Genomic DNA, 25,096 nt, shown 5'->3' with positions numbered 1-25,096 from the left:
AAAAAACGTCATATTCTGCCTGCACTCAAGAAGTAATGCCGGCAGAACAAAGTCTGATCTTGCCGGCGGCACGCCCGATTTGGGTTCGCCTGCATAAAAGGCCCGTTGTCAACCCAAGAATAGTTGAAAAGGAGCGTTGGAAAGCATGTGGTGGAAAGCGCTTTTTCTGTTTCTGGCCTTTTCTCTGACCGCCGGTCCGGCTGAAGGCGGGGAGTTCCACCTGGTTTGCCCGCTGAATTGCGAGCACCAGCGTCCGCTCTACGTGGACAGTGCCGGACTCCTGGAGGGCGATGACGTCCGTGAACTCCAGAAACAACTTCAGGCCGCCGGTCTGTTCCGGGGACCGGTAAGCGGCGCGTACGGCCCGGTTACCGCCGAAGCGGTCAGAAGCCTGCAGGAGGCAAACGGAATTGAACCCAGCGGGGTGGTCAACGCCGAAACCTGGTACCTGATCGCCCTGATGTCCACCCCGGTGAAGACTGGTGAACCGCTGCCCCCGCCCACCGGCGAGGTGGAAATCATCATCGACGTCCAGAAACGCACCCTGACCGTAATCGAGAACGGCTACCCGTATAAGCAGTTCCCGTGCGCCGTCGGTAAGAGCGAAACCCCTACCCCGGTGGGCAACTGGAGCATCCGGCGCAAGGCGAGGAACTGGGGCACCGGTTTCGGCACCCGGTGGTTGGGATTGAACGTCGACTGGGGCATCTACGGCATTCACGGCACCAACAAGCCCTACTCCATCGGCACCCGGGCCAGCCACGGCTGCATCCGGATGTTCAACCGGCACATCGAGGAACTCTTTCCGTGGGTTGAAGAGGGCACGCCTGTGCACATCGTGGGCAACATCATGGGCACCACGCACCGTCCCACTCTGGTCCACGGGGACCGCGAATCCGGGGTGCTGGAAATGCAGCGCCTGATGCAAAAGCACGGGTATTATGACGGTCCCATCGACGGCATTTTCGGCTCCGGCCTCCAGAAAGCGGTGGTCCAGTTCCGCAAGGACCACAACCTGCGCCACGACAACCGGGTGGACCGTGAGATGTACGACCTGTTGGGCCTCTAAGCACCGGGACCTTAATTCAACTCGACGATCCTGGGCTTGAAGTCCAGCCGCCGCAGGAGTTCCAGGTATTCTTCGTGGCGGATCTGGTCCCACGGCTTGCCGATCAGGGCCACGAACACACCCTCCAGAACATTCGTCCCGAAGGAGCGGCCCTCGTACTCGGGGGTGGTCGTGACCAGGTGTGAAGCCCCGCGCTCCCGCAGCAGTTCCACGTCCGCGCTGGTGGTCGTGTTCGTCACGATGGCCTTCCCGTCCAGGGTGGGCGGCAGATAGCGCCGGATCAGGTGAAAATCGCCGGCCACCACCCGGGCCTCCTGATAATAGGACGCAAAACGGCGACTTTTGGATTCATTGATCAGATCCTGTTTTTTTCCGGTCGGGTAGAGCAGTTGGAAGGGCAGTCTGGTCGCCACCGGGAGGATCACCCGGGCCAGCTTCTCCAGCAGGTCCACGGTACGGATCGGGTAGGGGATGCCGAGAACGAAGATCAAGTCCCCGAAGACAGTGCGGCAGCCGGCGTCCACGAACGCCTGGGCCATGCCGAAGCGGTCGGCCGCGCTGACCATCAGCACCGGGGTGCCGGGGGGGATCAGGTCGGTATTTCGGGACAGGTGAAGGACCACCTCACGCTCCAACGTCCGTTTCAGGCTGCTGCCGTCGACCACCGGCGTCCGCCGCACGGCGTTCATCAGTTTCAAGCCGTCGCGGATGGCGTACCGGCGGTCACGGATGAACAAAAAAACGTCGATGCCCCCCAATCCGATGGCATCGACCTTTCCGTCCAATTCGCGAAGTGTGGCCAGAGCCTTCCGGAAGTCCCCGTCGGTTCCGACGCGGCTGATTTCGAATTCCTCACCCAAAAGTTCAACCCGTACGGTCTTGTTGCGCCGGGAGGACCCCAGGCTGACACTGACCACCCTTTTCAAGCGTCTGCGCCCCCGTTTGTACTAAGCATTTCACACCAAGTCAATTTTAGCTAAGGCAGGGCCAAAATGCAAAGTATAACGTATTATTCCCTTCCGCGGCGGGGAGCATCTGATGACTACTCTTAAACCCTGAGTATCCAGCCTAGCCTCCGCTACTCGGCGCTTTGCGAGACGATCAGGTCGAAATCGTTCTCGCCGATCGGCACGATCCCCTGGCGCAGGTACAGGCCGTAGTGCCTCTTGTCTTTGATGAAGGCCAGTTCCGGCACGAGCGGTTTCAAGAGGACTTCGTCGAGCCAGTAGATCACGAGGAGCAGCGGGATCCGGCCGGTGAAACGGGTGATGCCCCTCTCGGCCAGAAACACCTCGTCCTCCGCCAAGAGCGGGCCAACCGGGCCGGAACACAGGCCCTGAGCAACAAAACGGCCGCCTCCCGGCCTGCCTCCCAGGTAAAACAAGATCCGGTCGCCGCCCTTGATCCGGTTCCGATACGGGGCCGAAGCGGTGGTGTACCATACCAGCTCCTCGGTGAGGATCTTCCAGATTTCGTAGCCGGAAATCCGGCCTTTGTCCGACTGAACCGGCGCAGCCACAAAGACAAAGTGGTCGGGAGCACTTGTGTTCCGCATAGGGACCTCCTTCCGCAGGGGCTCTGCTTACTTCTCCTTATAACACAGCAAGACTGCTTTCTACATTCGCCGCGCTTCTCCTCCTGGGATCGGTCTTCGTTGCCGGTTCCCGCCCACAACAAACTCAAGGAGAAATCTTTCGTGCCCGATAATCTATTGGCAAATGCCAAAGCGGCCCCCCTCTCGGGACCGCTTTGATTAACTAAAAGGTTGAAATGCTAACGATAGACTTGGCTTCGATGAACCACCTCGGCAATATGCACCTGTCTTTCAGAAAACTGGTAGCGGAAAGTCACGCGCCAATCACCAACCCGAAGCCTGAACTTGCCTTCCATACCCTCCAGTTTAAGAATATCCCCGCGAGGTGGGAAATGCTTCAGGTGCCTCTCGATCGCCACCTTTACCCTTTTCTGCACCGGCCTGTCCAGAGCCTTGAGCTGCCGTAAAGCCTTGATAGAAAGGATTATTTCAAATTCCAAGCTCTTTCCAGGCATCCTCAGCTTTCACACCCTTACCTGCCTCGATTTCAGCAAAACCTTCTTCGATTTCCGCTGCTTCTTCCGGAGTAATTCTCTCTGTCGGCCAGGCCATAGACTCCAATATCACGTACAGGGCCTGAACCTGTTCATCGGTCAGCCAGTCGATAAGGGCCTTTACATGCTCGCGTGGTATGGCCATCATCATCACCTCATAATCATTATAACCCGAATGATTTCCAAGCGCTCCCCTTATTTTTGGAAATCGCAACCCGCATTTAAACGGGCTAGTGCACCTTATGGGACTATATACCCGCCCTTCCCAGTCAGAAACCCGCAAAGCCTTTATTTTTGCGGGTTTAGCGTCACTATTATGGTGCGCCCGGCAGGAATCGAACCTGCGCACCTGGCTCCGGAGGCCAGCGCTCTATCCACTGAGCTACGGGCGCAATGCACAAATTAGTATACCGCAAATCCAACCCGAACGCAACCCTTTAAAAAGGGCATAACCGCCCGGCCAGCTTGCGACTGTGGGCTAGAGCCTCGCGGGCCCACGCAAATGGCTTTTCACTTTCACAGCCCGTTGTCGCGCTGCGCCTGCTTCAGGATGCCGGCCGAGCGGCAAAGCGCTTGTTGCTCTTCCGGCGCAAGAGGTATGTCCAGCACCTTCAGCCGCCCCCGGCGGCCCACGACGGTAGGCAGGCTGAAGGCCGTTTCCGTTACCCCGCAGTACCCTTCCACCAATCCGGAGACGGTCAGCACGCTTTCCTGGTCCCGGACCACCGCCTCGCAAATCCGCCGCACGCTTAAGCTCACCCCGTAATAGGTGGCTCCTTTGCGGGCGATGATCTCGGCGGCCGCCCGGCGCACCCGCTCTGACAGCTCCCGCCGGTCGGGCCGCGGCACCCCGCGCCGGTCGCAGAATTCGTCCACATGGATGCCGGCGATGGCCGCCCGGCTCCAGACAAACACTTCCGAATCACCGTGTTCTCCCAGCACGTAGGCGTGCACGTTCCGGCCGTCCACCCGGCAATGGCGGCTCAGCAGGTGCCGGAAGCGGGCGCTGTCCAGGACGGTGCCGGAACCGATGACGGCGTTTTGGGGGAGTCCCGAAAAGCGCAGAGCGGCGTAAGTGAGCACGTCCACCGGGTTGGTGACCATCAGCAGCACTCCGCCGCTCCAGTGCCGGAGCAGCCGGTCGATGACCTCCCGTACCACCTTGGTGTTCCGGGCGGCGAGTTCCAAGCGGGTCTCCCCGGGGTGCTGGTTCGCGCCGGCGGTGAACACGATGATCAAGGCTTCCCGGCAGTCTTCGTAATCGCCGGCGTAAATTCGGACCGGACCGGTGAAAGGGGTGCCGTCGGCGATGTCCATCGCCTCTCCTGCGGCCCGCTCCCGGTTGATGTCGATCAGGACCAGTTCATTGGCCAGGTCCGCGGTCAGCAAAGTGTAGGCCACTGTCGCTCCCACGGCTCCCGCGCCGATAACCGCTATCTTTACCGCCATGGAATGTCCGCCTCCGGACCAGCGCTCCCAAAACCACGGAATAGCGCCCTTTAGGAGCGTAAATACTTTTAAGAGTATAACCCTTTTCGAGAAAGGAGTACAAGCACAATGCTCAGGACGCTCTCTTGGATTCTGAAAGCGCTTCTGGTACGGTTCGTCTGGAACACGGCCATGGGCGGAGTTCGACGCCGGACGACCAGGGTCTTCACTCTGGACAACTTGTTCGGACAACAGGTGGGCATGTGGTGGCGAATGCGTAAACTCAAGTAGCTTGGACAACTTGTTGGGACAACAGGTCGGAACGTGATGGCGAATGCGTAAACTCAAGTAGCGTCGGGGGTCGCCCCGTCAGTAGCCCCAGTGGTACTCGAAGTCGGCAATGCGCCAGCCGGAACCGGTGCGGACCAGTTCCCAACGCCCTTCGCCAAAGAACTCGGCGTTGTCGGTCCAGTCCCGGAAATAGAGGTCGGCCGCAACCCGGGCCCGGTCCCTGCCGATCCAAAAATCCGTCCACCTTAGCACCGACGCCGGATTGACGTTGTCGGTCCCCCACTGCTCCCAGACCGCTTCGCTCACGGTGCTCAAGGCGGGCTCCGTGTATATCCCCGCCAGGATACGTTCCAGCTCGGCCCGGTTTGTGGCCTGCGTATACTCCAGCGACCCGACCGCGCGTTCGATCAGCCGTTCGATGTCCCGTTCGTCGCCGGCTTGCCCGCCGTGGTGACCGGTCTGACCGTCCAAAATCATAGGCCGGAAGAGAATCAGCAACCCCAACCCAGCCAGGATCAGGCCATAGATCAAGTATCGTTTCAAAAAGGCTCACCCTGTAATATTTTACCAAATAGTACAGGGCCGGCGCTACCAGATAAAAACCCTAATATCTGTCGAACTTCACGGAGCCGAAAGCTGCCCGAACCACCTTACAATGAAGGTGAGCGCCAATACCGCCGCCACAAAGACCGCCACGTGCCGTAACACCCGGCTTGGCGGTTTTGGCCGGGAAGCCTTTTTCCCCCGGGGCAGCTCCAACTTGATCCGGTCACCGTCAAAACTGGTCCCGGTCTTTCGCTTGCGGGCGGGATCAAACTGGTAGACGTTGCCTTTTCGGCGCGGCTGTTTTTCGTCAGTCTTGGCCGTCATCGTGACTGGAATACTCCCTGTCCAACAGTTTTGAGTATTTGTCCGGAATCGGAATCACGTGGGTTTTTGGCTCCTGACCCGTGCCTCCGCCGACCTCGAATACGAGGTCGTAACCCGCACCGGAGGCGCGCTTTTTCGGCCGCCAGTAGTTGAGCGTGTTTTCCGGCGCCAAGACCGCACCCGCGACCGTTTGGTCGCACCAGCGGAAGAACTCTTCCCGGAGCGGTGAATACAATTCCACCAGGATCCCTCCAATCATCATATTCGTGGGACGCCGCCGGCGCCCCCGATTCCTACCGTCAACCCCCGCCGAAGCTGCGCATTATCCAAAAGAACGCAATCACCACCGCGACCAGCAGTATGATTTCCGTCAACCGCATCGGCATACCCGCCTTTCCGTCAATCGAACCGTACTGAATTATATTTTACCAGTTACATGTTCAAAACACCACGCTCCTCGGAATGAGAAGGGTGTTTCTTGTTCCCTTGCCAGAACCCGCTTGACTACAGCCGAGACGAAGGGGGCATTCTATTCAAACAAACGGACAGAGGAGTGGTTACATGTCTCCCAAGGATAGGAAATTGACCGGAAACAGGAACAACAAAAGGCTGACCAATCCCGATGTGAACCCGATTGTGAATCCCAATGACGACCTTGATGACAACATTTTGGCCGCGCCCGAGGTTACCGATCCCGGTAACACCACCCGAGTTAACCCGGATAATACAGACTTGAACCGGCCCGATTTCGGCTGCCCCCCTCGATAGGCCGTTACCAGCCCAACGAACAAGGCGGCGCCCCCGGTCTAAACCGGGGGCGCCCGCGTGTGGCCGGCACCTGATGGCCGCCGACCGGCCGCTACCTTTTCCTTTCAGCGTCAGATTCCCTCTTGTCGGTCCAAGTCCCCAAGCCCAGGGATTCCTTGGCCGCTTCCCAGGTGCGGGAAAACACGTTGTCGTTTTTGTCCTTTTTGCCTTCGTGGTGGGTCCGGTGCAACTCCTTTTCGTCCTTCCCGGTTTTCAGGTCGTCAGCCATGTACATCACCTCGTATTCCTAGCATGTGCGCCGCCGTTAACGAATATACGGAGCGTAAGGAAACCCCGGCATATCATCCGGCATATGTACTGCGCCGGCTGAACGGTGAGATTATGGATCAGTTCGTACGGGACATCCAGGAGGCGGCCGGCCTGGCCCTTGTGCTGCGCTGGCCGGCATTCCTGAACGCCTACCGTCGTCCAGGGTCCGGTGGATCGTAGAGCGGCAGCTAAGAACGTGTTCCGCCGATCACGCCGATCAGCCTGTTGTACTCGTTCAGGACTGAATCCAGCTTCCTGCTTACCAACTGAATCTCTTGATCTTGCAGCGTGTCCTTGTTTTCGACAAGTTCCTGGATCGTGCGTCGCAACCGTTCTATTTCTGCGAGCAACTCCATTTGCCTGCCAGAAAACACTAATATCCCTCCTGATAACAAAATAAGCATTTCTTGTCTATTATTGTAGTTCCAATCGGGAACTTTTGTCAACCAAATTGTGTATTCGTACAGTTCCAGTAAGGAACTGTCGATTAATGCAACTTTATGCTAGACTGTTGGTGAACAAGTTATCCCGTGACACACCGGCCGACACGTTATGAGGACGACAGTCCCATAAAATGTCCGCGCTGCCCGCTCGGGCAAGGGAGAACAGAGAATGTTGCAGAACCTTTACAGAATCGTATACGAGCAAGGCATAAAACCTGACTGCAGCAACCATTTACAACGCCGTTTATGATCCCGGCCTGAAAGTGGTCTGGAAATTAAAATTGCCGCCCAAGGACCCCGGCGGCAAAAGTTTGGATACTGCTGGTAGCCCCAACGGGACTCGAACCCGTGTCTCCGCCTTGAGAGGGCGGTGTCCTAGGCCGCTAGACGATGGGGCCGCGTATGAGATTTATTGTGGCTGCGGGACTAGGATTCGAACCTAGACTAGATGATCCAGAGTCACCCGTGCTACCGTTACACCATCCCGCAGGGTAAGTCACGGTTTACATTGTAGCATATGAAGGCCCGCCGCGCAAGTTAGGCGATGCCTTTTTGCGGGTGCTGCGGTTAGGCTTTGTCATGCCTGTTCCAAGTTGTTCTTGATCCAGGCGATCGCCCGGTCGAGCCGCAACAGGCATTGTTCCTTCCCGAGGACGGTGATGATATCAAACAGACCGGGTCCTACGGTTCGGCCCGAAAGCGCCAGCCTGGCCGGATGAATCAACGCGCCGCCGGAAACGCCGAGTTCCTCGATCACCTGCCGGAAGGCTTCTTCCGTGCCCTCGACGGTGAACCGGCCGGCGGGCAATGCGGACAAGGCCTCCCGGCCCCGGGCCAGGATGCCGGTCACCCCGGGCTTGGTGAAGTGCTTGCGCACGCCTTTTTCCTCGTATTCAAAATCCGGCCGGTAGAAATAGGCCGACGCGTCGCGCAGCTCCGCCAGGGTGTGAATCCGGCTGCGCACCGCCTCCACTACGCGGTTCAGGTAGTCGAGCTCGGCCGGATCCGGTGAGGCACTCAAATACCCCGCCTCCTGCATAAACGGCCGGACTTGCTCCACCACCCGTTCCAACGGCAGCGAATTCATGTACTGGGCGTTGAGCCAGGTCAGCTTTTTCACGTCGTAAACGGCGGCATGTTTGGAGACGGCGTCCAGACTGAAGGAGGCCACCAGTTCCTCCCGGGAGAACTGTTCCCGCTCGCCCCCCGGCGACCAGCCCAGAAGCGCCAAGTAGTTGACCAGCGCCTCGGGCAAAAACCCGCCGGTCCGGAACTCGTCCACGGCGGTGGCCCCGTGGCGCTTGGAGAGCTTGGAGCGGTCCGGGGCCAGGATCATGGGTACGTGCACGAACTCCGGCAGCGCATACCCCAGGAGGTTAAACAGGACGATCTGCTTCGGCGTGTTCGAGAGGTGCTCTTCAGCCCGGATGACGTGGCTGATCCGCATCGCCCCATCGTCGACCACGCAGGCGAAGTTGTACGTCGGCCCGCCATTTGACTTCAATATGACGATATCGTCGAGCGTGGCGTTGTCGAAGCCGACCTCGCCCCGGATCAGGTCTTTGACCACCGTGGCCCCGGTCTTCGGCATTTTCACGCGCAGGGCCGGCTGGATGCCGGCCGCTTCCTTCGCCCGCCGCCTATCGCCGGTCAGGTCGCGGCAACGGCTGTCGTAGCGCGGCACCTCGCCGCGCCGGCGGGCCTCCTCGCGCTGGGCGGCCAACTCTTCAGGGGTGCAGTAACACCAGTAGGCATGGCCGCTCTCCAGCAGGCGGCGGGCCTCCTCCCGGTACAGCCCGAACCGCTCCGACTGCCGGTACGGCCCGAAAGGACCCCCACGGTCGTAGCCCTCGTCCCACTCAATACCCAGCCAGCGCAGGCTGGACTCGATCTGGACGGCCGCCTCCTCTATGTTCCGCCCGGTGTCGGTGTCTTCCAGCCGCAGGACGAAGACCCCCCCGTGGTGCCGGGCAAAGAGCCAGTTGAAAAGCGCGGTCCGGGCGCCACCGATGTGAAGGCTCCCTGTAGGACTGGGCGCAAATCTAACCCGTACCGTATCCATAGATCTCCTGCTTAAAACCTCCTAATTCACTCAGGCCGTGAGTGCGACAGGGGATGCGACAGGGGACGGTTCTCTGTCGCCTTTATATTCCTTAAATTCCGGCCTCCCGGCCGCCCGGCCGCCCGAGGTGCCAACCTCAGTATTATAATTCCTCATTTTGGCGCATGTAAAGCCCCGGGTTCACTTTCCAGCCGCAAGAGCCGTTCTTTCCACTCGGGACCAGCGCCGAAACCCCCTTTTTCGCCGTCGGCACGGACAATCCGGTGGCAGGGCACCACCAGCGGCGTGCGGTTGGCGCCCAAGGCGTTGCCCACCGCCCGAGACGCCCGGGGCCGGTCCACCATCCGGGCCAGATCCCCGTAAGTGCGCGTCTCCCCCCACGGCACTTTTTGGGCGGCCTCCAACACGGCGCGCTGAAAAGGGGTGTAGCCGGACCAGTCGACCGGTATGGCGCATAAATCCACAATCCGGCCGGAGAAGTAGGCCTCCAGCCGGTCCGTCAAGAGCCTGTCCAGCGGTTCGGCCGGCAAAACCGTCTCCTCTCCGGGTACACCGAGGCCGGCAAGCTCGGCCCGCGCCTCCCCCGCCCCGGCCCGCGGGAAGGTCAACGCCGCCAGGCCGGACTCCGACCGGGCGAAACCGACCCAACCGGCCTGCAGCCGTACCACCACCACCTGCATGCGGAACACCTCCCGATGACGATTCCGCCGAAAAACCAACTCTTAGGAATCGAGTGCCAACCGCCGGCATACCTGCGGCTTTCAGCAGAATCCAACTCTTAAATGGGTTCCTTCTCCACCCTGCAAGAAGATTCCTGTCTCCTGCTGCGGGCTCACTCTTCAACGGAAACCGTCACCGGACCCTCCTGACGAAGCAGCTCGCAGCGGGTCGTCCCGCGGGAACGGCTGAACCGCAGGTCGACCGTGCCACCGCGCACCCGCACGTTTTCAACGGTAAGTTCCCGCAGCCAACCCGGCAGGACCGGCTTCGCGACGTGCAGGCCCTTTTTCGAGCAGTTCAGGCCCAGTGCCGCCTGAAGGAACATGAATATGCTCCCGATCGCCCAGGCCTGGGGATCGCAGGCGATTGGATAGCGCACCGGTTCTCCGGTGAGGCGCCTCGCGAAACCGCAGAAAAGCTCGGGTAGCCGCTGGTAGGGAAAGTACTGCGCCGCCTCGAAGAAGCCGGTGAACAGTTGTTCCAGGTGGGTCAGGAGGCCGTACCGGCGCAAGCCCGCACCGATAATGGCGTTGTCGTGGGGCCAGACCGATCCGTTGTGGTAGCTCATCGGGTTGTACGCCTTTTCCCAGCGGCTCATGGTCCGAATGCCCCAGCCCGAATGCATGTCGGGCCGAAACATCCGCCGCACCACCCCGGCGGCCGGCCCCGGGTCGAGAATGCCGCTCCATAGGCAATGCCCCATGTTCGAAACCACAGTGGACAGCAGCCGTTTCTTTCCGTCCAGAGCAAATCCCAGATAATCCTCCCCCGGCACTTGGAAGTCCCGGATAAAACGCGCTTTCAACTGCCGGGCCTCGGCCCGCAGCTGCTCGGCCCCGTGTTCGTCCCCAAGCACCTTGATGAGCCGGGCCCCGTGCTCCAGGGCCTGGTACCAGTACCCCTGGACTTCGACCAGGGCGATCGGCGGGTCGGCCGGGCGCCCCTCCGGATCAACCACGGCGTCCCAGGAATCTTTCCAGCCCTGATTGTTCAGCCCTCCCTCCGCCTGTCCGTGGTACTCCAGGTAACCGCCCCCGTCACGGTCCCCGTATTCCCGGCACCAGGCCAGCGCGGACTCCAGGTTCTCCCGCATCTCGGTCAACAGCGCCCGGTCCCCCGTCCAGGCGAAGTACTTGCCCAACAGCACCACAAACAGGGGCGTGGCGTCGACCGACCCGAAGTACGGCGTATGCAGGATCTCCCCGCAGTTGGCCATTTCGCCGCGCCGCAATTCGTGCAGGATTTTGCCCGGTTGGACCTCGCGCCGTTCGTCGACCGTCCGCCCCTGGTGGCGGCCCAGGAAACGGAGCGTGTCGCGGGCCAGGTCGGGGTTCAAGATCAGGGTCTGCATGCCGGTGATCAGGGAGTCGCGGCCGAACGGGGCCGCGTACCAGGGAATGCCCGCCTCGACGATGCGTCCGTCCGGATAGGCGGCGTACAGTGCCCGCAGATCCGAAGTGTACCGTTCCAGCATCCGGTTGAACACTTCGTTGTCGCTCGTGAACAGGGTGCTCCGGTTGCGCCACCGGCGGTGTTCCTCGGCCTGTTCACCGGCGGCCGCCCGAAAAACGACGTCCAGGCGCCGCCCGGACCACTCCTGAACCACCCCCGCCTCCGGTTCCAAAAGCGGCCGGACCAGCCAGGTGAGGTAGACTTTGCGCTGCGGGGGCAGGATCAGGTCAAAGGTGCACAGCATCCCGTCCCCGGTTTCACGAATCTCAGCCGGCGGCGGGTCGAATACCACGTGGCAGCCCCGGACAATGCCGTCCAGCCCCCGGTAACGCAGCAAGAAAGAACTCCCGGAACGCACTGCGGGCAGAAAGTCTCCGCGCTCCGGCCGCCGCGCCCCCCGGATTTCGAAGATGTCCCGGAAATCGGCGCCGATAAGCACCCGCAAAGGCACCGGCACCTCAAACTGGTTGTAGTTCACCACCCGCAGGCGTTGGTACAGGGAGTCGCGCACCACTCGCAGCAGGCGCAGGTGCAGGCTTTGCAGCGGCAGCCGCACCCCCCCGGCCGCCTCGAATTCCGGGTTGGTCAGTTCCACCTGCTCGAGATGGCTGCCGCGGGTGGATGAAGAAAGCAACACCGGGCGGTTGTCGCCGATAAAATGCTCCAGGCGGCTTAAGAAACGAGTGTCCCGATAGTACAGGCCGAGACCGGCCATGCTGTGCCCGGGGATGTCCCCCCCGGGCAGGCTGGTCAAAAAGAGGTCGCCTTCCTTCAAGACCTCGAAGGATTCTTCGATTTCCCGGGGCGCCACCCGCAGCTCAAGCATGCGCCCCGAGCACCAGTTCGCCGGAAGTCACGGCGCGTTCCCGGTCCGCCACCACCCGCCGGTACACGTCCAGCGTATTATCAATCATCGCCGGCAAGGAGAACCTCTCCCGGGCACGACGCAGACCGTTGGCCGCAAGCCGGGCCGCCACGACCGGGTCGTCCAGGATCAACAGGCAGCGCTGGGCCAGCGCGTGGGGGTCGCGGCGGGGCACGACGAAACCGTTGAACCCGTCTTCAATCACCTCTGGCATCCCGCCGGATTCAGTCACCACGATCGGGATGCCTGAAGCCAGGGCTTCCAGCATCACCAACCCGAACGGTTCTTCGAAAACCGACGGGTACACGACTACGTCGGCCACCCGGTACATGTCGGCGATCTCGTCCCAGGGGAAAAACCGAATGTACACGTCGTCCGCCAGTTTCAGGCTGCTGATCAGGGCGTTGATCTTCCGGATCTCCGGCCCCTGGTAACTGCCCCAGTCCACCGTCTTCTCCGTGCCGGCCATCACCAGGCAGAGGTCCGGCAGCTTCTTCTTCATTTCCGCGAAGGCCCGTACCGCGAAATCCGAACCTTTGGCCAGAGACATCCGGGCCGGGTGGAACATCACCCGGCGGCCCCGCAGCGCAGGATGCCGGCCGAGAATCCCTTCCCGTTTCGCGGCGCCGACCGGGGTGAAACGCTCCAGGTCCATGCCGTGGTGCACGACATGCACCCGGGAAGCTTGAAACCCGTTCTTCACCAGTTCCCGCTTGATGAACCGGCTCACGGCGATCACCGCGTCCCAGACCGGCCGGAAGGACAACATCTCGCACCACAATTCGTCGTCCCAGACATTGTGAGCGGTCAGCACCAACGGGATATTCTCCCGGCGGCTGATGCGGGCCAGCACCCTGGCGTGCACCGGGCTGAAATAGTGCATGTTGTGGACGTGAATCAGGTCGGGCCGGGTCTTTTTGACAAATGCGGCCAACTCGTCCCGGATGTCTTGGGCCAACTCCTGAATCCCGGCGGGCGAACCCAGGCCGTTGAGGTCCATCAACGGGGTACGGGTGACCGTCATCCCCTGATAGTCAATGGTTTCACGGCCGTCGACGGACCCGGTCAGGAGGTTGACGGTTAAGCCCCGCGCCACCAACTCCGGACCCAGCATCATCAGGTGGGTTTCCACCCCGCCGATAATCGGCGGAAAGGCCCAGTGCAACTTCGAAATACGCAAAAGTTCCCCATCCTCCCCTGCAGTGCAAGTTCTAAATCTCGCACACTAATACTTATCGCCGGGGGCCGGCCATATGCCCCGTCCCGGGACCCTGACTCCGGCGCGCATGGCTCTTTCAATAAAAGTTTTTTATATAGAGGATAATAATATGGTTGAAATTAATTCCTAATGATAAGATTGAGGAAAGGTTTGGACTAAGGAGTGGCGTGCGTGGACGCTCCCAGATTGACTTCCCTCACGGTCGGCGGCGGGTGAGCGGCCAAAGTCGGGCCTGAGGCTCTGGCCCAAGTTTTGAATCATTTGCCGGCCATGGAAGACGCCCGGCTGCTGGTGGGTATCGAGACGTCGGACGACGCCGGGGTGTATTTGATCAATGACGAGACGGCGCTGTTGCAGACCGTCGATTTCTTCACACCGATCGTCGACGACCCGCGCCGCTTCGGTCAGATCGCGGCCGCCAACGCGTTGAGCGACATCTACGCCATGGGCGGCATCCCCCTCACGGCCCTGAACATCATCTGCTACCCCACCAAAGAGGGGCACTTGGACGTCCTGGCCCAAATCCTGATCGGCGGGGCGGAAAAAGTGCGGGAGGCCGGCGCCCTGATCGTGGGCGGGCACAGCGTGGAGGACAAGGAACCCAAGTACGGCCTGGCGGTCACCGGAATCGTGCACCCCCGGCTGGTGGTGCGGAACAGCACGGCTCAGCCCGGAGACCGGTTGGTGTTGACCAAGCCTTTGGGCACCGGCGTCGTCACCTCGGCGGCGAAAGCGAACATGGTGCCCGCCGAAATCCAGGAGGCGGTAGCGGTTCAAATGGCCGCCCTGAACGACCGGGCGGCCCGGGCCATGCGCGAAACCGGACCTTCGGCCTGCACGGACATCACCGGCTTCGGACTCCTGGGGCACGCGCTGGAGATGGCCCGGGGGAGCCAGGTGGGCCTGCGGTTCGAGGCCGGCAGTCTGCCGCTGATCGAACGGGCTCCGGAATACGCCGCGCTGGGACTGATCCCGCGGGGAGCGCACGCCAACCGCTGCTTCATCGGGGAACACGTGTCCTTCGAACAGGACGTGCCGCTGGCGGTCCAAGACCTGATGTTCGACCCTCAGACTTCGGGCGGGCTCTTGATCTCCGTTCCGGGGGAGAAGCTCCACACACTGATGCGCAAGTTGGCGGAGTACGGGGTGCTCGGAGCGCGGGTGGTCGGCGAGGTGACCGACGCGCTTCCTCCGGGCCGCATCGTGGTCCGGGCCGGCAACGGGGCGGGGGCGCCCTAGTAAACCATCTCTCCGCGAATGAAGGCCCGCGTGCGCTCGTCCCCAGGGGCTTCGAACACTTGCGCCGCCGGTCCCTCTTCCACGACCCGCCCCTCATAGAGGAAGATCACCCGGTCAGCCAGGCGCTGCGCCTGGAACACGTTGTGCGTGACCAGGATCACCGCCGTGCCGTTGCCGCCGCTAGCGCCCCGGATCAACCCCTCCAGAAGCGCCACGTTGTTGGGGTCCAGGTTCGAAGTGGGCTCGTCCAGCAGCAGTACGTCCGGTTCCAGCACCAGCGCCCGGGCCATGGCCACGCGCTGGGCCTCCCCGCCGGACAGGGTCAGCGCCCGCGCCCGCCGCAACGGCTCCAGTCCCACCCGCCGCAAGGCGTCATCCACCTTGCCGGCCGCTTCCGGACCGCGCGCGCCCCGCACCCGCAGCCCGTAGGCCACGTTTTCGTACACCGTTCCGTCAAAGAGCACCGGTTTTTGAAATACCATGGCCATCCGGCGCTGCAGCTCCAACCGCGGCCGGTAAGCGTGCACGTCCCGCCCGCGGTAGAGAATCCGGCCCGCCGTCGGCCGCTCCAGCAGGTTTAATAGCCGCAGCAGGGTGCTCTTCCCGGCCCCGCTCGGCCCCATCACGCCGTGAATCCGGCCAGCGGCAAACGACAACCGCTCCACGCGCAGCACCTCGCGTGGCCCGTACTGTTTGCTGACGTTGTCCACCGTGAGCACCGCCTCGCTCAATTCCTGGACACCCCCTGCAGGCGGTAGAGCGCCGTGTTGATGACGAAGGCCAGGAACAAGAGCACCATCCCCAGACCGATGGCCATTTCGAAGTTGCCCCGCCTGGTTTCCAGCACGATGGCGGTGGTCATTACCCGGGTTTTGCCCTCGATATTCCCGCCGACCATCATCACCGCCCCCACCTCGGCCATCACCCGGCCGGTGCCGGCCACCACCGCGCCGACGATCGCCACCCGCGCCTCCCGCACAACGGTGAGCGCCACCTGCCACGCGCCCGCCCCGAGCGAGACGGCGGTATCCCTGATCTCCCGGTCTTTGGCGCGCACGGCGACCATGGTCAGGCCGGCGATGATGGGCAGCGCCAAAATGGTCTGGGCGATGACCATGGCCGTGGGGGTGTAGAGCAGGCTCAACACGCCGAACGGTCCCCGCGCGGAGAGCAGAAGGTAGACCAGAAGCCCGACCAGAACCGGCGGCAGCCCCATGAAGGTGTAGAGGAAGAGCGCGGGCAGGCGCACCCGCCGGACCGGCTGCATCCCCAGCCAGGTGCCCAGCGGAATGCCCGTCAGGGCGGCGAGGCCGATGGCCACCCCCGACACCTGCAGTGAAAGCCGGATGATCTGCATGAGCTTGGGGTCACGGGCCACCACCAGCCCGAAGGCCTCAACGATCCCATCCCAGATAGTCCCACTTCCCTTCCTGGTCCACGGCTGGAAACCATACCATCGGCCTTCCAAGGGATAGACAACCATACCACGCGCAAACGCCACTCGGGGTATCCCCAGGTTTCAGAGTAACAAGCCGCGGCTCTGTTAAGTTCTGGTCCTGACCGTCCTGACCCTTATACTTATATAGGGGTCCGGGCCAGGAGCGCGGTGGGGTCCGGCTGCCGGCCCGGACAAGTTAAAGTTTTGCGGTCTGACCCCTGGTCTTAGGAAGCGTTGGGCACGAACAGCTGTTCACCGTGCTTTTCAAAGCCGGCGATCAGGCCCTGCCCTTCATCCGAGACCAAGAAGTCGACGAACTTCTTCGCCCCTTCGTAGTCCACGTGCGGGTGGTTGGCCGGGTTAACGGCCATGGCCCCGTACTGGTTAAAAAGCGCCGGGTCGCCCTCCAACACGACTTTCAGGTCCAATTCTTCCTTCAGGGACACCCAGGTACCGCGGTCGGCCAGGGTGTAACCTTTTAGTTCGCCGGCCATCCGCAGGGTGTCGCCCATGCCCTGGCCGACCGAGTGGTACCAGCCGCCCGCGGGTTCAAGCCCGGCTCCCTTCCAGATCTTCAGTTCAGCATTGTGAGTGCCCGAATCGTCACCGCGGGAAACGAACACGCTTTGAGCGGCCGCGATTTTGCCGAACGCCTCCTTGACGTCCCGGCCGCCCGCGATGTTCGCCGGGTCGTCGGGCGGGCCGACCAGCACGAAGTCGTTGTACATGACGTCATGGCGGTCGACAAAATGTCCTTCCGCCACCAGGGCCAGTTCCTTCTCCTTGGCGTGGACCAGGAGCACGTCGCAGTCGCCGCGTTGGCCGGTCTCCAGCGCCGCCCCGGTGCCCACCGAGATCACGGACACCTTGTAGTTGTGCTTTTCCTCAAAGACCGGCAGCAACGCATCCAGAAGACCCGAGTCGTACGTGCTGGTGGTCGTGGCCAGTTTAAGTTCCTTCGCTTCCGGCGCCGGCGGCGCCGGCGGCGCTTGACCGCCGCACCCGCCCAGGAACGCCGCCGTTAAAAAGACCACTGCCGCAAAGAGCACTACACTTTTCCTTAAGGTCAAGGCTAATTCCTCCTTAGTGTCATGTTTTGGCCTATTTCCGGAACGCTGCGCGATAATGTGACTGGACGGCCCTAACTCACCCCCTCGAAGTGTCCCGGAACGAAAAACGTCCGGCCGGCGGAAAAGACACCGCCGGCCGGACTACGAATCCGGTCCGGAACTCCTTTCCACAACGGGAGGCGTGCCCGTTTCCCGGCACACCCTATCGGCCGCCGCCCTTGGGGGCCCCCTTCCTGACAAGCAGGGGGTCCCCTTTAGGGACAGAGGCTCGGAGCACCCAGATCAAGTTTTAGCCAACAAAAAAACCGGGCCGCACGGAAAAGCCGGGCCCGGTTCTGCCAACCGGAAACCGCCCTTCTCCTTTCCGCAACGGGAGGCGTGCCCGTTTCCCGGCACACCCTGCCGGTTCGCCGGCCCTAACCCTGCGGGCCTTAGGCCGTGAACTCGAAGAAAGCTGGACTTGAGTTTTACCAGTTCGCCTTCACCGGCCGGATTCCTGCCGGCCGGAATTGCCTAATTTGGCGTTAACGCCCCCGGGGCACACCCGAGCGGCCTCCTGATTCAGCTAGCCGGTTGACCGGCCAGCGGCGCCGCAGGAGTCGCAGCCGCCCGCGTCGCCCGCCGCGCCGTCCTCTCCGTGGTCGCGGAGTATCTCGCGCAGGGCCTTGACGCGTTCTTCGGCCAGCGCCTGCAGCCTCTCGGGCGCTTCTCCGGTCAGGACGGACAAGGCCTCGTCCACCGTATCCACCGGAAAGACGGCAAACCGCCCGGCGCGCACGGCCTCGACCACTTCCTCCTTCAGCATCAGGTTCTGGACGTTCGCCCGGGGGATGACCACTCCCTGCCCGCCGGTCAGCCCGCGGGCCCAGCAGAGGTCGAAGAAGCCCTCCACCTTTTCGTTGACGCCGCCGACCGCCTGTACCCGTCCCTTCTGGTTCATCGACCCGGTCACGGCGATCCCCTGGCGGACCGGCACGCCGGTGAGGGCGGACATTATCGCCGCCAACTCGGCCACCGAGGCGCTGTCCCCGTCCACGCCCGCGTAGGACTGCTCGAAGACCAACCGCGCCGCCAGGGTTAAGGGCTCGTCCCGTCCGAAGCGCTCGGCGAGGAAGCCGCCCAGGATCAAGACCCCCTTGGTGTGCACCGGGCCCCCGAGCCTGGCCTCCCGTTCAATGTCGACCACGCCGCTCCGGCCGGCCGCCACGCCGGCCGTGACCCGGACCGGCCGGCCAAAGGAAATGTCCCCGAGGTCGGCCACGGTCAGGGCGTTCACCTGGCCGGTCTGTGCTCCGTCGGTCTCCACCAGCAGGACGCCGCGGTCCAGCCACTCGGCGAGTTTCTCCTGCACCAGGTTCACCCGGTGCAACCGCTCGCCGACCGCCTGCCGGATGTGCGCGCTTAAGATATATTCCGCCCCTTCGGAGAGCGCGTAGTGGTTGGCCTCCCGCACCACGTCGGCGATGTCGGCGAACCGGGCCGACAGCATCTCCTGGTCCTCGGCCATCCGGGAGCCGTACTCCACCAGGCGGGCGATGCCCGAGACATCGATGTGCCTAAGCCCCTCTTTCCGGCACAGGGTGGCGAAGAAAGCGGCGTATTGGCGCACGTTTTCCGGGTTCCGCGGCATCACGCTGTCGAACTCGGCCTTAACCTTGAACAACTCCTGGAACTCCGGGTCCAGGAGGTAAAACAGCCGGTACAAATCCGGGCTGCCCAGCAGCACCACCTTGGCGCGGAAGGGCACCGGTTCCGGCTGCAGGCTTTTTGCCGACAGGATCCCGGCCCGGTCCCCGAAGTCCTCGATTGAAATCCTCTCGTTGCGCATCGCCCGCTTCAGGACCGACCACGAAAGGGGGTTTTTCAACAGCTCGTCCACCGGGATGACCAGGTAGCCGCCGTTCGCGTTGTGCAGCGAGCCGGGGCGGATCATGGTGAAGTCCGTCACCAGTGCCCCGAACTGCGCCTCCCGGTCGATACGGCCCACCAGATTTGGCACGCTCGGGTTGACCTCCATCACCACCGGAGCGCCCTGGCGCCCGGAGTTGTCGACCAGCACGTTCGCTTCGTACTTGCGGACGGAGTCCGTTCGCGAATGCCCCCCCTTCTGCTCCCGCGGCTCGGCCTCGAAGCCGGCCTCCTTGAACAGCCCGTAGTTCTTTAAAAGGTCCTCGCGGACCTCGTCCAGGTACTCCAGGACCGCGGGCAACTCCCCGTACTTGTCCTGCAGCGGGGCCACCAAGGGCACCACCACGAATTCCGCCACTTCCCGGTCCAGCTTCTCCAGGGCCTCGCGGGCTTCCCGTTCGACCCCGCCCAACTGGCGCATGGCGTCCTGGATGGTGCCCTGCAACTGGTCTTTGCGGTGGGCGAAGCCTTCGCGGACCTCCAAAGGCAGACTCATAAACTCTTCTTCCTTGACCATCCGACCGTCCACCAGGGGGGTGACCATGAAGCCCACCGGGGTGACCTGCAGCGCGAACCCCTTCTCGTGCACCGCTTTTCCCAGGGCGTTTAAGAGTTCGTTCCGGCGGGCGGCGAACACCTCCAACTGCTCTGTGCGCCGGCGCCCGTATTCCTCGCTGTTGAAGGCCCGGCGGATGTCCCGCTGAACCAGGGCGATGATTTGCTGCAGGTCATCCTGCAGTCCCGCCCCCTTCCCGGTCGGGAGTTCCAGGGCCCGGGGGCGCTGGGGCTGCCGGAAATTGTGAACGTAACACCAGTCCGCGGGGACCGGCTGCCCGGCGGCCAACTCCTCGATGAAGTTCTGCACCGCGGTGATCTTGCCGGTGCCTGGAAGTCCGGCCACAAAGACGGAAAAACCCTGCCCCTTGATCCCCAGACCGAAGTGCAGGGCTCTCACCGCCCGTTCCTGCCCGATAATCCCCTCCAGCGACGGCAACTCGTCGGTGTGGGCGAAACCGAGGCTCTCCGGCGCGCAGACTCGGCGCACCTGTTCGGCCGTGGCTTTATTCACCGGACCGCGACACCCCTTCCGTCAGGAAGTAAAACTATTATTTTTATTCAATGCTTTTGGAGAATATTCCTGCTGTTTCGAGGAGCCGGATTACCGGCGGACTACCGGCGGCGGATAGGCGGCGGATTACCGGCGGATTACCGGCGGCGGGCGAGGGCCTCCGCCCGCTTCACCCGCACGAAGCGGCGCAGGGCCTTTTCGACCTCGACGGCCGCAATCACGGTGGTGGCCACTAGAGTGATTACCACCCAATCTTGGGCGTTCAAGGGGGCGGTGCGGAACACGAACTGGAAGGCGGGCGCGTAGACGACCGCGATCTGGGCGATGATCGACGCCACCACGCTGAAGAACAGGAAGGGGTTCGACAAAAAGCGCATCCGGAAGACCGACTCAACCTCGGAGCGCACGTTGAACACGCTGAACAGCTGAAAAAACACGATGGTGGTCAGGGCCACGGTGCGGGCGTGTTCCAGGCCGTACCCCTGGTTTAAGGCCCAGAGGAAAGTGTAGAGGGTACCCACCGCGATCACCGCCCCGATGATCACCAGCCGTTCGGCCATCAGCCGGGAAATCACCGGTTCGGTGCGCCGGCGCGGCGGCCGGTTCACAATCTCTTTCTCCCCCGGTTCAAAAGCCAGGGCCGCGTTCTGCAGCACGTTGGTTACCAGGTTCAGCCACAGGATCTGGGCGGGCAGAAGCGGCAGCGGCAAAAGCAGCACTAGGGCGGCGGGGATCAGGATGATCTGCGCCAAGCCAGTGGACAGCAAAAAAAGGACCGACTTGCGGATGTTGTCAAAAACGACCCGCCCCTCGCGCACCGCGGCGAAGATGCCGGCGAAGTTGTCGTCGGTGACGATCATGTCGGACGTCTCCTTGGCCGCGTCGGTGCCCGTCCTCCCCATCGCCACGCCGATGTGCGCCGCTTTCAGGGCCGGGGAGTCGTTCACCCCGTCCCCGGTCACGGCCACCACCTCGCCCCGCTTGATCAGTTGCTGCACGATGCGCAGTTTATGCAGGGGCGCCACCCGGGCGAAGACGTTCACGTACCGCATCTTGTGGTTCAGCTCTTCGTCCGGCATGTCCTCAATGTCTGGGCCGGTGAGCACCGGCACGGCCTCCCCCCGGACCATCCCCAAGCGGCGGGCGACAGCCACCGCGGTGGACTGGTGGTCACCGGTCACCATAATCACCCGCACCCCGGCCTGCTTGGCCTGGTTGATCGCCTGCAGCGCCTCCTCCCGGGGCGGGTCCAGCATTCCCTGGAACCCGATCAGGGTGAGCCCTTCCTCCACCGAGGCCGGCCACAGCACCTCGACCGCCGCCGGTTCCTTCCGGTAGGCGAAGGCCAGCACCCGCAGCCCGTCGCCGGCCAGGACCCGGTACTGTTTCAGGACCGCCTCCCGGTCCTCCAGGGGCGCGGCCTCGCCCCCGGGGCCGATGATCACGTGCGTACACATCTCGAGGACTCGGTCGGGAGCCCCTTTTACGAACACGAACTTGCCCTCCCCGCGCGGGTGTCGGCAGAGTGAAGCCATGTACATCAGGTCCGATTCGAAGGGGATCTGGTCGACGACCGCATAGGACCGCGCCTCCCGGTCCGGATCCATCCCGGCTTTGCGCGCCGCCACGATCAGGGAGACCTCAGTGGGGTCTCCCTGCGGAAACCACCCCCTTCCTTCCTCAAAGCCGAGTTTGGACTCGTTGGCCAAAAGCCCCGCCCGCAGGCAGAGTCTTAAGGCCGGGTGGTCCTGCAGCCGCGCCGGTTCCCCGTCCGGACCGGTGATCCGGCCCTCCGGCGCGAAACCGACGCCGCTCGCCTGGTAGGTGACACCGCCGGCGGCAATCACCTGCACGGTCATCTCGTTCTTGGTCAGGGTCCCGGTTTTGTCCGAGGCGATCACTGTGGTCGAACCAAGGGTCTCCACGGCCGGCAGGCGCCGGACAACGGCGTTCCGCCGGGCCATCCGCCTCACCCCGATGGCCAGCGTGAGAGTCACCACCACGGGGAGACCCTCGGGAATGACACCCACGGCTAGGGCGATGCCGGTTAAAAGCATCTCGGGCACGGGCCGGCCCAAGGCCAGACCCAACAGTACGGCCGCCCCGGAAACGGCCAGGATGCCGTAGCCCAGCCAGCGGCCGAAACGCCCGAGCTGCACCTGGAGGGGCGTGGGGGCCGATTTCACTTGCTGCACCTGCTCCGAGATTTTGCCGAGGGCGGTGGCCGCGCCCGTGCCGGTGACCAGCCCCCGCCCCCTTCCGGACAGCACCAGGGTGCCCATGAAGGCCATGTTCTTCAAGTCCCCCAAGGCCGGGCGCTCCGCCGGCAACGGCCGCACGTCCTTGCTTGCGCCCAGGGATTCCCCGGTCAGGGCCGATTCGTCGATCTCCAGCCGGTTTACTTCGATCAGGCGGAGGTCGGCCGGCACCCGGGCTCCCGAGGCCAGCAGGACGATATCCCCCGGTACGAGGCCGACGCCGTCGATTTCCACCTCCCGGCCGCCGCGAATCACTTGGGCCCGGGGCGCGGTCAACGCCGCCAGGGACCTGACGGCCTGCTCGGCCTTGAGTTCCTGGGTGAAACCAATGACGGCATTGACGATCACGACGGCCAGGATGACCCACATGTCGATGAACTCGCGGATCAGGGCGGTAAAGGCAGCGGCGATCAGCAGGATATAGATGAGGGGATCGGTGAACTGGCGCAGGAGAGCCTGGAGCGGCTTGAACCGCTCCTCGGCTTCCAGGGTGTTCGGGCCGACCGTGCGCAGGCGCTCGGCCGCCTCTTTCTCTGAAAGGCCTTCGGGGCCGGTTTTCAACTTGTTGAAAACTTCTTCCCGGTCCAGACGGTGATACAGTCGAACTTCCCCCTTGCCACCGTGTTCCTGTTCTAGCGTACCTGGGCGGTTCCAAAATATACGCCGCCCAAAAAACCGGTTCTCACGCCCGCCCGAAGCTAATAGCTTTTCGATGATCGTCATTTACAACCAGCATCCTGGATGACCGGCACCGGCGTCGGCCGATTAGTCGCGTGACGCTCGTGAGTCTTGCGGCCGGGCGGATTCGGATATACACTAGTTAAGGAAATGGAGGGCGGTCGGCATCACACCGGAAAACGAAGCGGCCGTGTCCCTGCAACAAGTGAGCGTCTCGATCCGGGGAGTACGTGTCCTGGACGGCATCGACCTGGACGTGGCCCAGCGCGCGTTTGTGGCGGTCATCGGCCCCAACGGCGCCGGCAAAACCACCCTGGTGCGGGCGATCCTGGGTTTGGTGCGGCCGGACTCCGGCCGGGTGCTCTTGTTCGGCAAACCCCCGAACGGCCCGCAGAACCGGAAGCACCTCGTGGGCTACCTGCCCCAGCGGCAGCAGTTCGACCCGGGTTTCCCCGTTTCGGCCCACGACGTCGTGATGATGGGCCGGGTGGGCTGCATCGGCCTCTTCCGTTTTCCTTCCCGGACCGACAGGGAAGCGGCCACCGAAACCCTGCGCCGGATCGGCTTTCAGGACCGCCTGATCGGAAAGCCCATCGGCGAGCTGTCCGGGGGCCAGCAGCAGTTGGCCTTTCTGGGCCGGGCCTTGTGCAGCCACACCCGGCTCTTGATCCTCGATGAACCGACCAACGGCTTGGACCTGGTGGCCCAGCGCACTTTCTACCGGGTGGTTCGGGAGTTGCAGCAAAACTACGGGCTGACCATCCTGGTCGTCTCCCACGACATCACCAGCGTGGCCGACTGCGCGGACGAAATGATCTGTTTGAAAGGTTTTGTGCACGCCCGGGGCACCGCCCGGGAAGTGCTGGCGAGTCCCGGGCTGGCTCAAGCCTACGGCGCCCAGCCTCTTGGGTTTCCGGCGCGGGGGGGGCTCTAGATGGACTTCCTGGCGTACGAGTTTATGCAACGGGCGTTTCTGGCCGGGATTCTGGCCGGGTTGCTCTGTTCCTTCGTCTCCCTGTTTGTCGTCCTGCAGCGGATGTCTTTCGTGGGCGTGGGAGTTTCGCACTCGGCGCTCGGAGGGATCGCCGTCGGCGTGCTCCTGGGAGTGAACCCCGTGTTCTCGGCGGCCGCCTTCTGCACCGTGGTGGCCTGGGCCATCGGGCTGGTGAGCAAGAAAGGGCGGTTGCACGCGGACACCGTAATCGGGGTTTTTTTTAGCGCCAGCATGGCTTTGGGCATCGCCCTGATCAGCTTAGCCCCGGGCTACCAGCCGGAGCTTTTCGGCTTCCTGTTCGGCAACATCCTGGCGGTCACATGGACGGACATCGTCCTGCTCACCGCGAGCGGAACGGTGATCGCGTTGTTCTTGATCTTCTTCTTCAAGGAACTTCTGTTTGTGTGCTTCGACGAGGAGTCGGCGCGGGCCGCCGGCATTCCGGTCACCTTTCTCTACTATGCGCTCCTGACCGTCATCGCCGTAACCGTGGTGGTGAGCGTAAAGATCCTGGGGATCGTGCTGGCCTCGGCTCTTTTGGTCATCCCGGCGGTCACCGGTTATGAACTCTCGCGGAACTTCAGGGGGATGCTGGCGATCTCCGTTGGCAGCGGGGTTTTCTCCGCCATAGCCGGGCTCATGCTTTCCTATGTCTTCAACCTGCCCTCGGGCGCCACCATCGTGCTGTGCGCCACCGCCCTCTTTTTCCTGGCCTTTGCGCTGTCTCCCCGGCGCGGGCGGATTCAGTACCTGCGAAACAAGCTCCGCCCATCCGCCTGAGGGTCGAACCGCCAAGTGTCATAACATAGCCGGATGTCCGGCGCCCGCGGAAACGGCAGGCGGCGGGGACCGCCGCTG

24 protein-coding genes, 3 tRNA genes and 2 riboswitches are annotated in these 25,096 nt (G+C 62.8%); of the genes, 5 read left to right on the top strand and 22 right to left on the bottom strand.

Annotated features, from left to right (window positions below):
• Window positions 1-145 precede the first annotated feature (145 nt).
• Window positions 146-1,069 carry a peptidoglycan-binding protein gene (locus AB1402_06480; protein ID MEW6541241.1) on the top strand — a complete coding sequence of 308 codons (924 nt, stop codon included), beginning with the start codon at window positions 146-148 and terminating at the stop codon, window positions 1,067-1,069.
• Window positions 1,070-1,080: 11 nt separating this feature from the next.
• Here the strand turns inward: AB1402_06480 and AB1402_06475 are convergent, their stop codons facing one another.
• The 6 genes from AB1402_06475 to AB1402_06450 form a co-directional block, all read right to left on the bottom strand.
• Window positions 1,081-1,995, bottom strand: a complete 915-nt coding sequence (locus AB1402_06475; GenBank protein MEW6541240.1) for a quinate 5-dehydrogenase — start codon at window positions 1,993-1,995, stop codon at window positions 1,081-1,083.
• Between the two features lie 152 nt (window positions 1,996-2,147).
• Entirely contained in the window at window positions 2,148-2,624 is a 477-nt protein-coding gene (locus tag AB1402_06470) for a hypothetical protein (GenBank protein MEW6541239.1), read from the bottom strand.
• 218 nt (window positions 2,625-2,842) lie between these two features.
• Window positions 2,843-3,103 carry a type II toxin-antitoxin system RelE/ParE family toxin gene (locus tag AB1402_06465; protein ID MEW6541238.1) on the bottom strand — a complete coding sequence of 87 codons (261 nt, stop codon included), beginning with the start codon at window positions 3,101-3,103 and terminating at the stop codon, window positions 2,843-2,845.
• Complete coding sequence (locus tag AB1402_06460; protein MEW6541237.1) at window positions 3,093-3,302, bottom strand: hypothetical protein; 210 nt, start codon at window positions 3,300-3,302, stop codon at window positions 3,093-3,095. Before AB1402_06460 ends, AB1402_06465 begins: the two co-directional genes overlap by 11 nt.
• 172 nt (window positions 3,303-3,474) lie before the next feature.
• Window positions 3,475-3,549 (bottom strand) — tRNA-Arg (locus AB1402_06455).
• A 124-nt stretch (window positions 3,550-3,673) separates the two neighbouring features.
• On the bottom strand, window positions 3,674-4,606 hold the full coding sequence (locus AB1402_06450) for an L-lactate dehydrogenase (protein ID MEW6541236.1): 933 nt from the start codon (window positions 4,604-4,606) through the stop codon (window positions 3,674-3,676).
• Between the two features lie 108 nt (window positions 4,607-4,714).
• On the opposite strand from AB1402_06450, the gene AB1402_06445 reads away from it, so the two are divergent.
• A complete protein-coding gene (locus AB1402_06445) occupies window positions 4,715-4,876 on the top strand; it encodes a hypothetical protein (protein ID MEW6541235.1) in 162 nt (53 codons plus the stop codon).
• 78 nt (window positions 4,877-4,954) lie between these two features.
• On the opposite strand, the gene AB1402_06440 is transcribed toward AB1402_06445, so the two are convergent.
• From AB1402_06440 to AB1402_06390, 11 genes are all read right to left on the bottom strand, one after another.
• Window positions 4,955-5,419, bottom strand: coding sequence for a hypothetical protein (locus tag AB1402_06440; protein MEW6541234.1), 465 nt, complete (start codon window positions 5,417-5,419; stop codon window positions 4,955-4,957).
• 78 nt (window positions 5,420-5,497) lie between these two features.
• Window positions 5,498-5,746 (bottom strand): hypothetical protein, encoded by a 249-nt coding sequence (locus AB1402_06435; GenBank protein ID MEW6541233.1) that lies wholly within the window; start codon window positions 5,744-5,746, stop codon window positions 5,498-5,500.
• Window positions 5,730-5,987: a hypothetical protein gene (locus AB1402_06430; protein ID MEW6541232.1), complete on the bottom strand. Its 258-nt coding sequence runs from the start codon at window positions 5,985-5,987 to the stop codon at window positions 5,730-5,732. Before AB1402_06430 ends, AB1402_06435 begins: the two co-directional genes overlap by 17 nt.
• 618 nt (window positions 5,988-6,605) lie before the next feature.
• A complete protein-coding gene (locus AB1402_06425) occupies window positions 6,606-6,782 on the bottom strand; it encodes a hypothetical protein (protein MEW6541231.1) in 177 nt (58 codons plus the stop codon).
• 229 nt (window positions 6,783-7,011) lie between these two features.
• The gene (locus tag AB1402_06420) at window positions 7,012-7,179 is read right to left on the bottom strand and encodes an aspartyl-phosphate phosphatase Spo0E family protein (GenBank protein ID MEW6541230.1); all 168 of its coding nucleotides are present in this window, start codon (window positions 7,177-7,179) and stop codon (window positions 7,012-7,014) included.
• A 409-nt stretch (window positions 7,180-7,588) separates the two neighbouring features.
• A tRNA-Glu gene (locus tag AB1402_06415) sits at window positions 7,589-7,664 on the bottom strand.
• 17 nt (window positions 7,665-7,681) lie between these two features.
• Window positions 7,682-7,755 (bottom strand) — tRNA-Gln (locus AB1402_06410).
• Between the two features lie 88 nt (window positions 7,756-7,843).
• Window positions 7,844-9,328 (bottom strand): glutamate--tRNA ligase, encoded by a 1,485-nt coding sequence (gltX, locus tag AB1402_06405; protein ID MEW6541229.1) that lies wholly within the window; start codon window positions 9,326-9,328, stop codon window positions 7,844-7,846.
• A 152-nt stretch (window positions 9,329-9,480) separates the two neighbouring features.
• Window positions 9,481-10,008 carry a methylated-DNA--[protein]-cysteine S-methyltransferase gene (locus AB1402_06400; GenBank protein MEW6541228.1) on the bottom strand — a complete coding sequence of 176 codons (528 nt, stop codon included), beginning with the start codon at window positions 10,006-10,008 and terminating at the stop codon, window positions 9,481-9,483.
• A gap of 152 nt (window positions 10,009-10,160) precedes the next feature.
• Entirely contained in the window at window positions 10,161-12,326 is a 2,166-nt protein-coding gene (locus AB1402_06395) for a glycogen debranching N-terminal domain-containing protein (GenBank protein ID MEW6541227.1), read from the bottom strand.
• On the bottom strand, window positions 12,319-13,545 hold the full coding sequence (locus tag AB1402_06390; protein ID MEW6541226.1) for a glycosyltransferase family 4 protein: 1,227 nt from the start codon (window positions 13,543-13,545) through the stop codon (window positions 12,319-12,321). Before AB1402_06390 ends, AB1402_06395 begins: the two co-directional genes overlap by 8 nt.
• A gap of 210 nt (window positions 13,546-13,755) precedes the next feature.
• On the opposite strand from AB1402_06390, the gene selD reads away from it, so the two are divergent.
• On the top strand, window positions 13,756-14,823 hold the full coding sequence (gene selD / locus AB1402_06385) for a selenide, water dikinase SelD (protein ID MEW6541225.1): 1,068 nt from the start codon (window positions 13,756-13,758) through the stop codon (window positions 14,821-14,823).
• On the opposite strand, the gene AB1402_06380 is transcribed toward selD, so the two are convergent.
• The 5 genes from AB1402_06380 to AB1402_06360 all read right to left on the bottom strand — a co-directional run bounded on the left by AB1402_06380 (window position 14,820) and on the right by AB1402_06360 (window position 23,289).
• Complete coding sequence (locus AB1402_06380) at window positions 14,820-15,554, bottom strand: phosphate ABC transporter ATP-binding protein (GenBank protein ID MEW6541224.1); 735 nt, start codon at window positions 15,552-15,554, stop codon at window positions 14,820-14,822. The two genes, selD and AB1402_06380, sit on opposite strands and share 4 nt — an antisense overlap.
• Complete coding sequence (locus AB1402_06375; GenBank protein MEW6541223.1) at window positions 15,551-16,324, bottom strand: ABC transporter permease; 774 nt, start codon at window positions 16,322-16,324, stop codon at window positions 15,551-15,553. The genes AB1402_06380 and AB1402_06375 overlap by 4 nt, the downstream gene beginning before the upstream one ends.
• Before the next feature lie 161 nt (window positions 16,325-16,485).
• Entirely contained in the window at window positions 16,486-17,331 is an 846-nt protein-coding gene (locus AB1402_06370; GenBank protein ID MEW6541222.1) for a substrate-binding domain-containing protein, read from the bottom strand.
• A 144-nt stretch (window positions 17,332-17,475) separates the two neighbouring features.
• Window positions 17,476-17,618, bottom strand: a riboswitch (molybdenum cofactor riboswitch).
• 54 nt (window positions 17,619-17,672) lie between these two features.
• A riboswitch (molybdenum cofactor riboswitch) is annotated at window positions 17,673-17,793 on the bottom strand.
• 103 nt (window positions 17,794-17,896) lie between these two features.
• Window positions 17,897-20,308, bottom strand: coding sequence for an ATP-binding protein (locus AB1402_06365; GenBank protein MEW6541221.1), 2,412 nt, complete (start codon window positions 20,306-20,308; stop codon window positions 17,897-17,899).
• A gap of 137 nt (window positions 20,309-20,445) precedes the next feature.
• Window positions 20,446-23,289, bottom strand: coding sequence for an HAD-IC family P-type ATPase (locus AB1402_06360; protein ID MEW6541220.1), 2,844 nt, complete (start codon window positions 23,287-23,289; stop codon window positions 20,446-20,448).
• A gap of 145 nt (window positions 23,290-23,434) precedes the next feature.
• Here AB1402_06360 and AB1402_06355 point away from each other — a divergent pair, with 145 nt between their 5' ends.
• Both AB1402_06355 and AB1402_06350 read left to right on the top strand, forming a co-directional pair.
• Complete coding sequence (locus tag AB1402_06355) at window positions 23,435-24,178, top strand: metal ABC transporter ATP-binding protein (protein MEW6541219.1); 744 nt, start codon at window positions 23,435-23,437, stop codon at window positions 24,176-24,178.
• Window positions 24,179-25,018: a metal ABC transporter permease gene (locus AB1402_06350; GenBank protein MEW6541218.1), complete on the top strand. Its 840-nt coding sequence runs from the start codon at window positions 24,179-24,181 to the stop codon at window positions 25,016-25,018.
• Window positions 25,019-25,096 lie beyond the last annotated feature (78 nt).

The organism is Bacillota bacterium, from assembly GCA_040757205.1.
Classification (GTDB): Bacteria; Bacillota; Desulfotomaculia; order Desulfotomaculales; family Desulforudaceae; genus Desulforudis.
The sequence above is the reverse complement of the archived record's forward strand: the minus strand, read 5'-3'. Positions and strand labels throughout refer to the sequence as shown.

Bases quoted from the DNA above. Each gene is read 5' to 3' on its own strand.
- AB1402_06480 (MEW6541241.1), top strand. From the start codon at position 146: ATGTGGTGGAAAGCGCTTTTTCTGTTTCTGGCCTTTTCTCTGACCGCC.
- AB1402_06470 (MEW6541239.1), bottom strand. From the start codon at position 2,624: ATGCGGAACACAAGTGCTCCCGACCACTTTGTCTTTGTGGCTGCGCCG.
- AB1402_06460 (MEW6541237.1), bottom strand. From the start codon at position 3,302: ATGGCCATACCACGCGAGCATGTAAAGGCCCTTATCGACTGGCTGACC.
- AB1402_06450 (MEW6541236.1), bottom strand. From the start codon at position 4,606: ATGGCGGTAAAGATAGCGGTTATCGGCGCGGGAGCCGTGGGAGCGACA.
- AB1402_06445 (MEW6541235.1), top strand. From the start codon at position 4,715: ATGCTCAGGACGCTCTCTTGGATTCTGAAAGCGCTTCTGGTACGGTTC.
- AB1402_06435 (MEW6541233.1), bottom strand. From the start codon at position 5,746: ATGACGGCCAAGACTGACGAAAAACAGCCGCGCCGAAAAGGCAACGTC.
- AB1402_06425 (MEW6541231.1), bottom strand. From the start codon at position 6,782: ATGGCTGACGACCTGAAAACCGGGAAGGACGAAAAGGAGTTGCACCGG.
- AB1402_06420 (MEW6541230.1), bottom strand. From the start codon at position 7,179: ATGGAGTTGCTCGCAGAAATAGAACGGTTGCGACGCACGATCCAGGAA.
- gltX (MEW6541229.1), bottom strand. From the start codon at position 9,328: ATGGATACGGTACGGGTTAGATTTGCGCCCAGTCCTACAGGGAGCCTT.
- AB1402_06400 (MEW6541228.1), bottom strand. From the start codon at position 10,008: ATGCAGGTGGTGGTGGTACGGCTGCAGGCCGGTTGGGTCGGTTTCGCC.
- AB1402_06395 (MEW6541227.1), bottom strand. From the start codon at position 12,326: ATGCTTGAGCTGCGGGTGGCGCCCCGGGAAATCGAAGAATCCTTCGAG.
- AB1402_06360 (MEW6541220.1), bottom strand. From the start codon at position 23,289: ATGACGATCATCGAAAAGCTATTAGCTTCGGGCGGGCGTGAGAACCGG.
- AB1402_06350 (MEW6541218.1), top strand. From the start codon at position 24,179: ATGGACTTCCTGGCGTACGAGTTTATGCAACGGGCGTTTCTGGCCGGG.